Below are 14,112 nucleotides of genomic sequence, written 5' to 3'. Positions count from 1 at the left end.
GCTCGCCTACCCGGTAGCCCATGCCGAGCACTGGCCAGCCGCCAGCGGCGAGCTCGCCCAGCGCCTGGAGGACATGCCTCAGGTCCTGCGCTTCCCCGCCGACGTCATGGCGATGATGAACGCGAACTACCTGGGCGCTGCCCCGGTCGACGCCCCCGCCTACGCCTTCCCCGGGGACGGCAACGGCAGTGCGGCAGACCTGGCAGGGTTCCCGGCCAGCTACATCGAGAACTGCGAGAACGACGACCTACGGGCCTCGGGCGAGGCCCTGGGCCAGGCGCTGGCGCAGGCGGGCTGCGACGTCGAGTGCGTCACCGCCGCCGGCGTCCCCCACGGCCACCTCAACGCAGTCGGCTCGGCCCTGTCCTCTCAGTCCCTGGACCGCTTCGCGGCCCGCCTGGCGCGCCGCTCCTGACCACTCTTCTCTCTACACACCACCACAAGGAGTCACCATGACCACCAGCCTCTCCCTTGACGAAATCCTGTCCCAGATGGGCGCCGCCGGACGCCGCCTGGACCACATGGGCGCCGTGGAGGCCGGCGCCGGCAACATCTCGGTGTCCGTTGACGCCTCGGCAGAGGAGCTGGGCCTGGCCGAGCGCTTCCCGCAGGTCCACCCCGGCACCGAGCTGCCGCTGGCGGCTCCGGCCCTGGCCGGACGCACCGTGCTGGTCACCGGCTCGGGCTGCCGCCTGCGCGACGTCGCCGCCAGCCCCGAGGCCAATGTCTCGGCCTTCGTGGTGGACGAGGGCGGCCTGACCGGCACCTGGTACACCCACCCGGACAAGGCCTACGTACGCCCCACCAGCGAGTTCAACTCCCACCTGGCCGTCCACAATGACCAGGTGGCCACGCGCGGGGTGAGCTTCCAGGCCGTCATCCACGCCCAACCCCCGTACCTGGTGCAGCTGTCCCACATCAAGGACATCCGCAACACCGCGGACTTCAACCGCCGGATCCTGCGCTGGGAGCCGGAGACGATCGTCCAGCTGCCGCAGGGCATCGAGGTCCTGGACTTCATGGTGCCGGGCTCAGCCACCCTCATGGAGAACAACGTGCGCGCCCTGCGTGACCACGTCATCGTGCTGTGGTCCAAGCACGGGATCATGGTGCGCTCCGACGTCGCTCCGCTGGCCGCCGTCGACAAGGTCGAGTACGCCGAGACCGGCGCCATGTACGAGGTCCGCAACATCACCTCCGGCAGTCTCGGCGAGGGCGTGACGGACGAGGAGCTGCGCGCGGTCATCGAGGCCTTCGGCGTCCAGACAGACCTGTTCTGACCTACCTGCCACCCGGCCCCGGGGCACCTCCTGCCCTGGGGCCACGGCCCGGGCACCTCCAGGCCGGTTCCTACGCCGAGGCACCCAGCCGCCTCTTCACCCCGGAAGTCCTGCGCCTCATCTCCCTTCAAGCCCAGGCACTCTTCCACCCCACAACAGAAACGATCCAAAGGAGAATCACATGACCCTGGTCGACCAGCTGCGCGCCCGTCTGAAGGACCCCGGCATCGAGTACCGCCCCGAGCAGCGGTGGTGGCTCGCCGCGGGCCTGCACACCGACGCCACGATCCGCCACGAGATCGAGCAGGCCCACCGCCTGGGCTTTGGCGGCATGGAGTTCCTGGCCATGCCCGAGGACGGCATCGACGAGTCCCGCTACGGGTGGGGCAGCGAGGAGTGGACCCACGACTCGGTCACCGTCGCGCGCGAGACCACCGAGCGGAGTATGTCCTTCTCCTTCACCTCCGGCACCAACTGGTCCAATGCCAACCTGCCCACCATCACCCCCGACGACGACGCCGCGGCCCAGGAGCTCGGGCTCGTCTACGAGGACGTGACAGGCACTCGCCGCGGACCTCTGCCCACCGCAGACCTGTCTGCCTCCTACGACGGCCCGGACACCAGCTTCGAGCGCATCCCCGGCACACGTCAGCGCTTCGTGGCCGTGGTCGCCGCCGTCGTCACCACGCCTGAGGACGGTCCTGCGCGCATCGACGTCTCCACGCTGACGAACCTGACGGACCTGGTCACCGGCTCGGGCCAGGAGCGCGAGCTGACCTGGAGCGCACCAGACTCGCGCAGCTGGCGCCTGTTCATCTTCTGGCAGCACGGCACCGGCCAGATCGCCAAGCCCTCAGCCTCGGTCAACTACACGGTCAACTACCTCGAGCGCGACGGCGTGGACGCCGTCATCGACTACTGGCGCGAGGTGGTGCTCACCGACGAGCTCAAGGAGATCATCGCGCGCAACCCCCGCGCCCAGATGTACATGGACTCCCTGGAGCTCAACCTGTCCGGTGAGGCAGGCATGTTCTGGGGGCGGACCGTGGCCGATGAGTTCGCCACCCGCCGCGGCTACGACATCATCCCCTGGCTCCCGGTGCTGGTCAGCCGGGCCCCGCTCAGGGCGGTGTCCACCGTCTACACCTTCGAGCCTCTCAACGCCGCGGACGCGGTGACGGTGGCCAAGGTCCGCCACGACTACGTCGAGACGCTCACCGACCTCTACATCGAGAACATGCTGCTGCCCTTCAAGGAGTTCCTCAACTCCTACGGCATCTCGCTGCGCTCGGAGATCTCCTACGGCCTGCCCTTCGAGCTGACCCGCCCCGGCATCGCGGTGGACGGCATCGAGAACGAGTCCCTGGAGTTCGGCTCCCAGATCGACGCCTACCGCCTCATGGCCGGCGCCGCGCACCTGCTGGGCAAGCAGTACTCCTCCGAGACCGGTGCCACCACACGCAACCACATGCTCGACCACCGCTTCTACGACCAGATCATCAATACCCAGCTCGCCGCCGGCATCACCAAGACAGTCCTGCACGGCTGGTCCTCTCCGCGCGGGGCCGAGGGCACCACCCACTGGCCGGGCCACGAGGGCATGCTCCCCCTCTTCTCCGAGCGCTTCGATACCCGCCAGCCCGCGGCCGAGTTCTACCCGCTGTGGACCCAGGCGGTCGGCCGCATGCAGTACCTGCTGCGTCAGGGCCGCCCGCGTATCGACGTCGGCATCCTGCGCACCGACCACTTCACGGACAACGGCTCCGGCATGGTCTTCTTTGACGCCGAGGGCCGGCGCGTGGCGGACGAGGAGCTCTACGGCCGCCATTGGATGCGGGCGCGCGAGAACCACTGGTGGGTGGACCTGGGCATGCAGGACGCCGGGTGGACCTACGAGTTCTTCGACGGCTCCTACCTGCTGCGCCCCGAGGTGAGGCTCGGCGAGGGAACCGTCCAGCCCGAGGGGCCCGGCTACCAGGCCCTCATCGTCTACCAGGAGGCGCTGAGCGCGGAGGTGGCCGCCCGCCTGGTGGAGGTGGCTCGCACCGGCGTCAAGGTCCTCATCGTCAACGGCGTCACCGAGCTGGCCTACCTGGCGGCTGGCCGCTACACCCACCACGAGCGTGCCGCCTCTCGGACGCCGGGCCTGGACGGACGTGACGAGGAGCTGGCGGCCGCCATGGCTCAGCTGCGCGCGCTGGACACGGTGGCCGAGATCGATGACCAGTCCCAGACCCTCAACGCCCTGAGGGCCCTGGGCGTGCGCGGCTACCACGAGCTGACCCAGGCCAACGAGAACGTGCTCACCTACGAGCGCGAGGACGGCGACCTCCTGCACGTCTACGTCTACCACTACCTCTACGAGACCGGTGAGCCGACCACGGTCGAGCTGCGCCTGCCCGGCCACGGCACCGCCTACCGCCTGGACGCGTGGACGGGCACGCTCACCGAGGTTCCCTCCCGCGCCCAGGGCGAGGACACGCTGGTGCCCGTCAGCCTGCGCCCGGGCGAGCCGGCGATTATCACCCTGGACCGCTCGGCCGCCTCTGGCTCGACGGCGGCGCCCGTCTCCCCCGAGCTCGCCACCGCCGTCGTCTCCCGGACGCCGCAGGTGCTGGCCGAGCTCACGCACTGGGACATCACGGTGGAGTCCTGGGACGCCGGCGAGGATGAGGTCATCGAGGAGGACCGCGGGCTCGGCTACGTCACCCGCGAGGTCGTCCCCCACACCGAGGTCACCGCGATGCACGCCGCCTCTGACCGCCTGGCGCCGTGGTGCGAGCTCGACGGCGTGGGCACCGAGGTCTCCGGGGTCGGTGAGTACCGTGCCACCGTGCGTCTGGACGCGCTGCCCGCGGGCCGAGTCCTGCTGGACCTGGGGAACGTGGGCGGAGGGCTCAGCTCGGTGTCCATCAACGGCTCAGAGCCGGTGGGCGCCGACACCTCCGCACCGGTCGCTGAAGTCACCGGCCTGCTGCGTCAGGGGGACAACGAGGTGGTCGTGAGGGTCTCCTCCTCCCTGTCCAACCGGCTCAAGGCACGTGGCTACTACGACGCCCTGCCGGACGTGGCGCTCATGCTCGCCGGCGGAGAGCCTCGCCCGCACCAGGTCCCACTGCGAGGCTACGGCCTGCAGGGACCGGTCAGACTCGTTCAGGGCTGAGGTAGGCCACCGATGAGGTGACGGCCACTGGCGACGGACGCGGGCGCCGTCGGCCACCAGCAGTACCTGGTGACCGACGGCGCCCGCCTGCCAGGAGCCCTCAGCGGCCAAGGGGACCGGCTCGGTCTCCCTCGGCCTCCCAGCGGTTCAGCCTGCTGGCCTCGCGCTCACGAGCGCAGGACCTCGATATCTGCGACGCTATCCGCACTCAGCTCCACGCCCTCGGACAGCCAGGCTCGCACCTGGCCCCCTGCTGCGACGACGGCGAGGTCCCCGGCCGGGGTGGGCACCACGGCAGCCGCCCAGCTCAGGTCCCCCAGCGACGGCGCGATGCGGACCTCGCGCCACCCGGCCGCCGTCGGCTCCAGGCCGAGGACTGCCTGGGGAAGCAGCGTGGCTGGGCCGGAGGACCAGGCGTGGCACAGGCTCTTGCCGAAGGGGCGGCCGTACATGGACCACGGGGTGGGACCGGCGCCGGGGAACTCCTCCCAGAAGGTGGAGGTCTCCTCGTGCAGCATCGTTCCCCAGGCCTGGCGCAGGTGAGTGACCACCCGCTCGTCCAGCCCTTGGGTATGTAGCGCCCGCAGCGCCATCCCACGCATGAAGGGGGTGTGGGTCTGGGAGGGGGCCAGCCGGGCCGCCACCGTTCCCGCCGCCACACTGCCTTCGACGCCGCCGACGCCGTCGGCCTGTCCGCCCTGGACCGGGCCCGCCGCCTCGTGAGGGCCAACAGCCGGCGTGATCCCGGACAACAGCGCGAGGAGCTGGGGGTAGGCGGTCGGCGTTCCTCCCTGGCCGTCACCCGGGAGGTCCAGGTAGTCCGCCCACGCCCCTGCCTGCGCGTCCCACCCGCGCTCGCGTAGGGTCGAGGCGACGCGCTCGGACACCCCCTGCCAGTGCTCGGCGCGTGAGAGGTGACGCCCACCCGCCTCGCGCTGGAGGGCGATCACGCAGCGCAGCGCCCAGTACCACAGCAGCTGCAGGGAGGTGGGCAGGGCGTCGCGAGCTACCTCATAGCCCCAGTCGACGAAGACCCAGGTCGGCTCCTCGCTCGTGTCACCGCGCAGGACCCCACTGGCCGGGTCGATCCGGGCGGACAGACGCTCCAGCAGGTCCTCGGCCCCCTGGGCGAGCTCGTCCAGGGCGTCATCCAAGCCGAGGTAGCGCCGGGCCTCTGCGGCGTTGACCATCCACCACAGGGAGTAGGTGAGCGTTCCGTTGACCAGGCCGTCGCTGGGCGAGCCGAGTGCGCGCAGGCCGTCGAGGACCACCTGCCCCTCCCCCAGCGCGTAGGCGTTGGCCAGGGTGTTGAGGGCCTGGTCACCAGCCCACGGCATGCGGTCGCGCTTGATCCCGTCAATGACCAGGCGCTGGGTGCACAGGCGCAGGGTCAGGGCAGCTCGGTCCCAGATCTCATTGAGGACGGGGTCGGAGCTGAGGAAGGCACCGCGCCGGGCGACCGGGTGAATCATCGCCTCGAAGCCGATCAGGCGGGCCTGCCCGACCGCTTCTCCGCTAAGGCGCAGATAGCGGCCGGCCACTGCCTGCGCCGTCGTCCATCCACCACCAGCACGAGGGACGAGGTCGGTCCGGTTCTCTGCGACCTCGGGATCGTAGCCGGACTCGGCCACAGACTCCCCCACGCCGAGGGTGACTGCCGCGCCTGTGTCACTGCCAGGCTGTACGGTCCCTACCCCGGCCAGCTCGATGACTGGCCAGCCCAGCGCCTGGGTCCCCAGGTCCCACACGCCGTCGGCGCGCTGGGTGGGATGCAGGAGCACGGTGGGCTCCTGGGCCAGGTGGACGGGCAGGAGCGCGCCATGCTCGCAGCGTGGGGCGAGCCAGTTCGTGGCGTCGGTGCTCAGCTCAATGCCCCGGGCCTCTGCCTGCACGGCGCGGCCATCCAGGCCGACGGCTGCTCCCTCGCTCGTGCCGTCGGCCGCCAGCGGCGCCGTGAGCCGCGCGCCGAGCACGCCGTGGCCGCGCAGCTCCCACCAGCCGTCCTGGCCCAGAGTCGCCGTCGTCCCCTCCGCGGGCTCCAGGTCCCCGTGAGCCAGCAGGCGCAGGTGGTCTGCGTGGCAGCGCAGGTGCAGGACTGGGCTGGGACGGCGGTAGGTGTCGGCGTAGTCAACGTTGGTGGCTGCGGCGCGCCCGCGCATGACGATGGCGTGCAGGAGCGCGGCCGGATAATCGGCCGGGTGGTACAGCCAGGTCACCGCGTCCTGGTGGGAATCCTGCTGTGCGAGGTGGTCGGTGCCGAGACTGTCTGGCTCGATGTGGTCTGGCTCGATGCGGTCAGGATAAGGATCGGCGGAGTGCTCGCGGAAGGCCGCCAGCACCTGCTGCGGACTGGTCCAGGAGGTCGGGTCCATGGGGGCGTGGGCAGCGGTGGAGAAGGCAGAGGAGGTAGAGCTGGAGGTAGAAGTCGAGGTGGAGGACGTGCGAGGTCCCGGTACAGCGACAGCGTTGTCTTCAGGTGCCATGCCTGGAATATGCCGCGGGATTGCGGGGAAAGGTAGGAGGAACGCCACAGAAATTGAAACGGTTTAACGCTCGAGACCAACAGCCTCCAACAAACAAGGACCTAAATCCCTCCGCGTGGCGCTACTGCCGCACTGAGCCGCCAGGGTCGCCGCCCACACCCCGGCGCCGTATGTTCGTCGCTTTAGGCCCATAACAGTCGACCACCCCCACTACTCACCACCGAACCGACTGTTCACCGCCTAAAGCGACTCCACAACACGTCACAGTCCCAAGTCCCGGACCGCACCCCACCGTCGCTTCAGGCCCATAACAGTCGATCCAGGCGCTGGGAGCATGGGACCCGACTGTTCACCACCTAAAGCGACGCGGCAGGGGGACGGCAACAGAACCACGGCTGCCAAGCACAGACGGCCTCAACCTCAAGCGACGCGGCGCAGGTGTGGCCACCCGCGCCGCGTCGCCTCCAGCAGCCCGATCAGCCGGCTCAGTCAGCGAGAACCGCACCGTTGGACCGCGCGATCTCCCCCAGCACGCGAGCCGACGCCTTGGGCGTCCGTTCCTGAGTCTGTCGATCCACGGCGATGATGCCGAACTTGGGACCATAACCGAAGACCCACTCGAAGTTGTCCATGGCGGACCAGCACATGTAGCCCGAGATCGGCACCCCGTCAGCAATCGCCTTGCCGACCTCCGTGATCGCCGTGCGCAGGAAGTCCACCCGCTGGGAGTCATCCTCAGTGTTGAGCCCGTTCTCGGTGACGATGATCGGGACCTTGACGGTCTCCCAGGCCTGGCGGACGACGGCGCCGATCGCCCAGGGCCAGATCTCCTCGCCCTGCGGGTTGACCACGGCGTCCGGCGCCGGCGGCACCGGGCCGTCCGGCCCCAGCACCGTTCGGTTGTAGGTCTGCAGCCCCACGAAGTCGTCCCCCTCGCTGACCCGCAGGTAGCGCAGGTTGCTCTCCTCGACCAGGCGCCTCACGCGCTCCTCGCCCCCCGGGGCGGCGTGGAAGTCGGTGTTGGCCAGCGTCCAGCCCACCTTCATCGAGGGCTTGACCTCCTTGATCTCCGCGACGGCCGCCTTGTGGGCAGCGCACTTGATCTCAAAGGCCTTCTCCGTGGCCGCCAGCTGGAAGCCCGCCACCTTGCTCGCCGGGATCCCCAGCGCCTTGCCAGCGCCGACCCAGGTTGGGTTCTTCTCGCGGTCGACACCGTCGCGCTCAGCCAGGCCCAGCTCCCCCAGAAGCACAGCAAGGTTGGGCTCGTTCATGGTGCAGGCAATGTCGAACAGGTCGCCCAGCTCCTGCGTCACCTTGCGGGCGAAGCGAGCGAAGAGCCGTGGGGTCTCCTCGTCTTCCCAACCACCGCGGGCAATGAGCCACTGCGGGGAGGTGAAGTGGTGGTAGGTCACCAGCGGGGTCAGCCCGTGCTCGTGGCAGGCACGCAGCATGTCACGGTAGTGCTCCAGAGCAACCTCGGAGAACTCACCCTCTGCCGGCTCGATACGGCTCCACTCCAGGGAGAAGCGGTAGGAGTTCAGCCCCAGGGAGGCCAGCAGCGCGATGTCCTGGCGATAGCGGTGGTAGTGGTCGCAGGCATCACCGGACGACTCGGCGTACATCGTGGGCCTGACGTGCTCGTAGAGCCAGACGTCATTGTTGGTGTTGCCACCCTCAACCTGGTGGGAGGCCGTGGCCGTCCCCCACAAGAAGCCCTCGGGGAAGACGGGAGCGGCTGCCGCCTGGGGCGCCGAAGCTGTTGTCACAGGATCTGTCCTTTCATGTCCTTCATTGTTACCAGTGGCAGATGGCTGCCGGCTCACCACCAGGAACTGGCGACGGCGCACCCGCGGCCCGCTACCTACCTACTTCACGCCCTTGACCAGCGGCATGATGAGCGCCGCCAGGACGCAGAAGCCGGTGCCCACGCCCCACAGGAGCGGGTAGTTGGTGGAGTCCGGCCCCAGCAGGGTCGGGGCGATCGCCGGGACCAGCACGTTGCCGAGGTTGAGGGCCAGACCGAAGACGGCCATGTCCTTGCCCGCGTCAGCCTCGCTGGGCAGCACCTTGGCGCACAGGGCCAGGTCCACCGTGAGGTACATCGGCTGGCCGACAGCGAAGAGCATCCAGGCCACGGTGAAACCGGTCAGGGAGTCCGAGGTCGCCGCGATGACGAGGGCGACGCCCATAATGACTGAGGCCAGGGCAACCAGCGGCTTGAGCATGCCCAGCTTGTCCGCGATCCAGCCCGATCCGGTGAAGACGATGATCGAGACCGGGGCGCTCATCAGGGACAGGCGCCCGGCGATAGCACCGGCGGAGGCGGGGTCGTTGCCGAGCCCGACGATGAGGTAGAGAACGAAGAACCCTAGGAAGGCCGCCATCGCCGAGCCGGCAAGGAAGCGGGAGACCCACACCCAGGCGAAGGCCGGGTGCTTGACGGGGTTGACGAACATATGGGTGAACATGGAGAGCATGCCGCCGGAGGGGATCTCCTCGCGGGTGTGCTGCGGGTCCTTGTAGAGCAGGAACAGGGGCAGCGCAAGCACCAGGGCCAGGACGGCCGGCACGGTCATCAGGGCCACCGAGCTGACCTTGACCAGGGCGCCAGCCAGGTAGGAGCCGGCACTCATGGCCAGCGCGCCGCACAGGCCCATGACCCCCATGACGCGAGCACGCATATTCCCGGGGATCCCCTCGACCGGGATGGTGGAGTAGGCGTTGAATCCCGCCTGGGCGGCAGCGATACCGATGATGTAGGCCACGATGCTCACCAGCGACGAGGTCGAGGTGCCGATGAGCCAGAAGCAGGCCAGCGCGACGAGGTAGCCACCCAGCATCCAGGGCCGACGGCGTCCGAAGCGCGAGATTGTGCGGTCAGACAGCGCTCCGACGATGGGCACGACGGCCAGCATGAGCAGGGCGGACAGCGAAGTGGCCCGCGAGTAGACGAGGGTCGCCAGGTCCTTGTCAATGACGGACAGGCGCAGCTGGAACGCCGTCCCCATGCCCATCATCATGATGTAACCACCGATGGCGGCGATCAGGACCAGCCAGACCGTGCGCTTGGGGCTGCCGAACTTACGGGTGATGGCCTGGTACTCGGCGTCCAGGGAGTCCGGGGCGTCCTGGGAAGCCTGGGTATCAACGACGGCGGGAGCGACGTCGTCGGCGACGTCGTCCGGGCGGGGTGCGGAAGTGGTGCTCATCGATCGTCCTTGAGATGAGGAGGCCGGCTTATGGCCGGCTGGTGGGCGCAGCGGTCGCTGCGTGCCCACACCATACACAACATGTTCCACTTTGGTCGAGATCTACATCTCAACCAGAGTGGAACATGTCTCACTCGCTAGACTGTTCCAGACAGGGAGCGAGGACCATGCCAAGCACACCATCACCGAGGCACACCCCCACCGCAGGGCAGCCCTCCGCGCAGACAGCACCCGCTCTCCAGCCCACCCCCTCCCCCATCGCCACCCCAGACGGGCGCACCCGCTACGCCAACGGGGAGCGACGGCGCGCCGAGATCGTCGACGCCGCCATGCAGGTCTTCGCCGATCAAGGGTTCCAAGGGCTCTCACTGCGCCAGATCGCTGAGGCAGTCGGCGTCAGCCACACCCTGCTGCGCCACCACTTCGGCACCAAGGACGCCATCCTCCAGGCCGTCCTGACCCGCCGAGAAAAGCTTGAGGCCAGCTGGCGGGCCGAGCTCTTCGCCCAGCACGGTTTCCTCGACGCCCTACCCCAGGTCATGGCGCACAACGCCACGATTCGCGGGCTCATCCAGCTCGACGCCGTCATGCGAGCAGAGGCAGTCAACCCCTCCCACCCCGCACACGACTACATCGTCGGCCTGACCCACCGCTTCCGCTCCGCGATCCGCGCCGACCTCGCTGCAGACCAGGCCGCAGGACGCATCCGCGCCGACCTCGACCTGGATCTGACCGCACTGGCACTCGCCTCACTCATCGAAGGAGTGCAGCTGGAGTGGCTGCTTGACCCGGCCGTTGATATGGCCGCCGTCATGACCGACGCCGTCTCGCGCCTGCGCGCCTAAGACGCCAGCACCGCCCACGCATCCGCCCGACCGCCCTGCACACACTCACCCCACCCCACGCCTCCCACCCCGCGCTCACGCCCACCCTATCGCGAGCGTTGACAGCGCGCCAAGCACGTGCCTACAGTGCCTCACACCGATATGAAACGGTTCAAGGACGATCCGGAGGACGCCATGTCTGACCACCCCACTCTTCTCGACGCCCCGGCGCCCGAGCTCTCCAACCCCGTCGGGACCCTCGCTGCCCCCGTACGCCTGCGCGTGGACCACCACCGCGCCGGCGCCGAGGTCCTCGGCGGCACCTTCGCCACCCCGTCCCTGTCCTGGGAGGTGCCCTGCGCGCCCCAGGGCTGGAGCCAGGCACGCGCCGAGATCGAGATCGCCCGCGCCGTCGTCGGCTCCCAGCCGGTGACCGAGGTGGTCTCCCTCGCCTCCCCCTCCTCCCTCTTCCAGGCCTGGCCAACCACGCCGCTGACCTCTCGCGAGCGCGCTACCTGGTGCGTACGCGTGGCCGGGGACGACGGCGTCTTCTCACCCTGGTCGCAGCCCGCCGTCGTCGAGACAGGGCTCCTGGAGCGCACTGACTGGACCGCCCAGGCGATCACCGCCCCTGGCAACCAGCGTGCGGACGTCGCTCCCGTCCTCGTGCGCCGCTTCACCGTCACCGAGTCCCTGGCCGCCGCCCGGCTGCACCTGAGCGCCGGAGGCACCTACGAGGCCTACCTCGACGGCGTCAAGATCGGCAGCGACGAGCTCGCCCCCGGCTGGACGGAGTACCGCAGCCGCTTCCTCGCCCAAACCCACGACCTCACCTCTGCCCTGACCCCCGGCGAGCACGAGCTCGCCGTCGTCCTGGGCAACGGCTGGTACCGCGGGCACCTGACCTGGCTGATGAAGGAGTGCGTCTACGGTGACCAGCTCTGGCTGGCCGCCCAGCTGGAGCTGAGCAGCGAAGGTGGCGAGCGCACCACGATCGCCACCGACTCGACCTGGGCGACCCGCCCCTCCAACATCACCGCCAACGACCTGTACAACGGCCAGTCCACCGATCTGCGTCTGCCCGCCCTGGGCGATCAGGCCGCCGAGACGGCCGTGGAGGTGCTCGACCTTCCCGAGGCCGCGCTGGAACCGACCACCCTGCCCCTGCCCACGGTCATCGGCGAGGTCGCACCCGTGGAGGTCCTCACCACGCCCGCCGGCAAGACGGTGGTGGACTTTGGCCAGAACCTGACCGGCCACGTCCGCCTCGCCGCACACGGCGAGGCAGGCCAGGTCGTCACCCTGCGTCACGCCGAGGTCATGGAGCACGGCGAGCTGGGGACCAGGCCGCTGCGCAATGCCGAGGCGACGGATCGCGTCACGCTGTCCGGCGGCGAGGACATCTTCGCCCCCACCCTCACCCAGCACGGCTTCCGCTACGTCGAGGTCGACGGCTTCCCCGGTGACGACGCTGCGCTGGCCGCCTCGATCACCGCTCGTGTGGTCTCGGCGGGCATGGAGCGCACCGCCTGGTTCTCCTCCTCCCAGCCGCTGGTGACCAAGCTGGTGGAGAACACCCGCTGGTCCACCATCGACAACTTCATCACTGTGCCCACCGACTGCCCCCAGCGCGACGAGCGCCTGGGCTGGACCGGGGACATCGGCGCCTTCGCCCCGACCTCACTGTCCCTGTACGACGCCTCCGCCTTCCTGGACTCCTGGGTCAAGGACCTGGCCTGGGCCCAGACTCCCGACGGCGCGCTGCCGGTGGTCTCCCCCAACGTCCTGGAGGGCAACAAGCTGACCTGCGCCTGGGGCGACGCCATCACGCTCGTGCCCTGGGCCGCCTATGAGGCCACCGGGGACCTGGGCCTGCTGGCCAGCTCGGTGGAGGCCATGGCCTGCTTCGTTGACGGGATCGACGACGTCGCCGGAGCCAGCCACCTGTGGCGCGGAGGATTCCAGTTCGGCGACTGGCTCGACCCCGACGCCCCGCCGGAGGACGCTGCTGCTGCCAAGGCGGACACCGACGTCGTCGCCACCGCCTACTTCGCCCGCAGCGCGCAGATCACCGCCCGCGCCTACCAGGCCCTGGGCAACACCGAGCGCGCCGCCCACTACGAGGCGCTGGCCACCGCGGTGCGCCAGGCCTACCTCGATGCCTACGTCACCGCTGACGGCATGGTCATGTCCGACTGCGCCACCGTCTACTCCCAGGCCCTGGCCTGGGACTTGCTGGACACCCCGCGGCGCGTGGCCAGCGCGGGCCGGCGCCTGGCGGACCTGGTGCGTCTGCGCTCCTTCCGTATCTCCACCGGCTTCGTGGGCACCCCGCTGGTTCCCATCGCCCTGGTCAAGGGCGGCCAGGCGGCCACGGCCTGCCGTCTGGTGCTGGAGAAGGGCTGCCCGAGCTGGCTCTACCCCATCACGATGGGCGCCACGACCATCTGGGAGCGCTGGGACTCAATGCTGCCCAACGGGGACATCAACCCTGGGGAGATGACGAGCTTCAACCACTACGCCCTGGGTGCGGTCACCCAGTGGCTGCTGACCGACCTGGCTGGCCTGGAGCTGGTCAGCCCCGGCGGCAGCCAGCTGCGCGTAGCCCCGCAGGTGGGCCATGGCTTCACCTGCGCCAGTGTGGTGCGACGCCTTCCTCTGGGCACCGCCCGCACCTCCTGGGAGCTGAAGGGGACCACCCTGCACCTGAGCCTCCAGGTGCCGGTGGGCGCCAGCGCCGAGGTCTGCCTGCCGGGTGGCGAGTGCGTCCAGGTGGGTCACGGGCTGCACGAGTGGACTGTGACCGTCCCTGCCCTGGAGGCCGCCCAGCGCCCGATCCTCACCGTGCGTGACGTTATCGATGATCCCCAGGTCTGGGAGCGCGTTGTTGAGGCTGTCTCCGGTGCGCACCCGATGTTCGGACAGGACCCGGCCTCCACGCTCACTCGCATGCTCAAGCACGAGCTGGACTCCACCGCGAAGGTCCTACCCGGGGCCGCCACGGTCTACGGCTTCGTGCCGGGGCTGGAGAAGGTGCGTGCCGCCCTCGACTCGGTGATCGAGGAGGTCGCCTCCCAGGCGGCCCCCGTCCCGGCGGCACAGCAGTCCTGAACCTAACGACCTGTGGCCTGGCCCAGCATCCCTGGGCCAGGC

Annotated in this window: 8 protein-coding genes; 5 read left to right on the top strand and 3 right to left on the bottom strand. The window is 69.5% G+C overall.

What is annotated here, in order from left to right; genetic code table 11:
* The 3 genes from HMPREF0058_RS08635 to HMPREF0058_RS08625 all read left to right on the top strand — a co-directional run.
* A partial coding sequence (locus HMPREF0058_RS08635) for an alpha/beta hydrolase fold domain-containing protein (protein ID WP_006549393.1) occupies positions 1-415 on the top strand: 415 nt, incomplete at its 5' end.
* A gap of 37 nt (positions 416-452) precedes the next feature.
* On the top strand, positions 453-1,280 hold the full coding sequence (locus tag HMPREF0058_RS08630) for a class II aldolase/adducin family protein (protein WP_006549392.1): 828 nt from the start codon (positions 453-455) through the stop codon (positions 1,278-1,280).
* A gap of 181 nt (positions 1,281-1,461) precedes the next feature.
* Positions 1,462-4,443, top strand: a complete 2,982-nt coding sequence (locus tag HMPREF0058_RS08625) for a glycosyl hydrolase (RefSeq protein ID WP_006549391.1) — start codon at positions 1,462-1,464, stop codon at positions 4,441-4,443.
* 167 nt (positions 4,444-4,610) lie between these two features.
* Here the strand turns inward: HMPREF0058_RS08625 and HMPREF0058_RS08620 are convergent, their stop codons facing one another.
* From HMPREF0058_RS08620 to HMPREF0058_RS08610, 3 genes are all read right to left on the bottom strand, one after another.
* Positions 4,611-6,926, bottom strand: a complete 2,316-nt coding sequence (locus tag HMPREF0058_RS08620; RefSeq protein WP_040319856.1) for an alpha-L-rhamnosidase-related protein — start codon at positions 6,924-6,926, stop codon at positions 4,611-4,613.
* Positions 6,927-7,411: 485 nt separating this feature from the next.
* Positions 7,412-8,692, bottom strand: coding sequence for a glycoside hydrolase family 1 protein (locus HMPREF0058_RS08615; protein ID WP_006549389.1), 1,281 nt, complete (start codon positions 8,690-8,692; stop codon positions 7,412-7,414).
* 99 nt (positions 8,693-8,791) lie between these two features.
* Positions 8,792-10,135 carry an MFS transporter gene (locus HMPREF0058_RS08610; RefSeq protein ID WP_006549388.1) on the bottom strand — a complete coding sequence of 448 codons (1,344 nt, stop codon included), beginning with the start codon at positions 10,133-10,135 and terminating at the stop codon, positions 8,792-8,794.
* 167 nt (positions 10,136-10,302) lie between these two features.
* Between HMPREF0058_RS08610 and HMPREF0058_RS08605 the strand changes: the two genes are divergently transcribed.
* A complete protein-coding gene (locus tag HMPREF0058_RS08605; RefSeq protein ID WP_006549387.1) occupies positions 10,303-10,980 on the top strand; it encodes a TetR/AcrR family transcriptional regulator in 678 nt (225 codons plus the stop codon).
* Positions 10,981-11,121: 141 nt separating this feature from the next.
* Positions 11,122-14,070 (top strand): alpha-L-rhamnosidase, encoded by a 2,949-nt coding sequence (locus HMPREF0058_RS08600; RefSeq protein WP_081449219.1) that lies wholly within the window; start codon positions 11,122-11,124, stop codon positions 14,068-14,070.
* Positions 14,071-14,112 lie beyond the last annotated feature (42 nt).

Origin of the sequence: Actinomyces urogenitalis DSM 15434 (genome assembly GCF_000159035.1) — a bacterium.
Lineage (GTDB): Bacteria > Actinomycetota > Actinomycetes > Actinomycetales > Actinomycetaceae > Actinomyces > Actinomyces urogenitalis.
This window is presented reverse-complemented; position numbering and strand designations above follow the sequence as displayed.

Coding starts and splice junctions, on each gene's coding strand:
- HMPREF0058_RS08630 (WP_006549392.1), top strand. CDS start 453: ATGACCACCAGCCTCTCCCTTGACGAAATCCTGTCCCAGATGGGCGCC.
- HMPREF0058_RS08625 (WP_006549391.1), top strand. CDS start 1,462: ATGACCCTGGTCGACCAGCTGCGCGCCCGTCTGAAGGACCCCGGCATC.
- HMPREF0058_RS08620 (WP_040319856.1), bottom strand. CDS start 6,926: ATGGCACCTGAAGACAACGCTGTCGCTGTACCGGGACCTCGCACGTCC.
- HMPREF0058_RS08610 (WP_006549388.1), bottom strand. CDS start 10,135: ATGAGCACCACTTCCGCACCCCGCCCGGACGACGTCGCCGACGACGTC.
- HMPREF0058_RS08605 (WP_006549387.1), top strand. CDS start 10,303: ATGCCAAGCACACCATCACCGAGGCACACCCCCACCGCAGGGCAGCCC.
- HMPREF0058_RS08600 (WP_081449219.1), top strand. CDS start 11,122: ATGAAACGGTTCAAGGACGATCCGGAGGACGCCATGTCTGACCACCCC.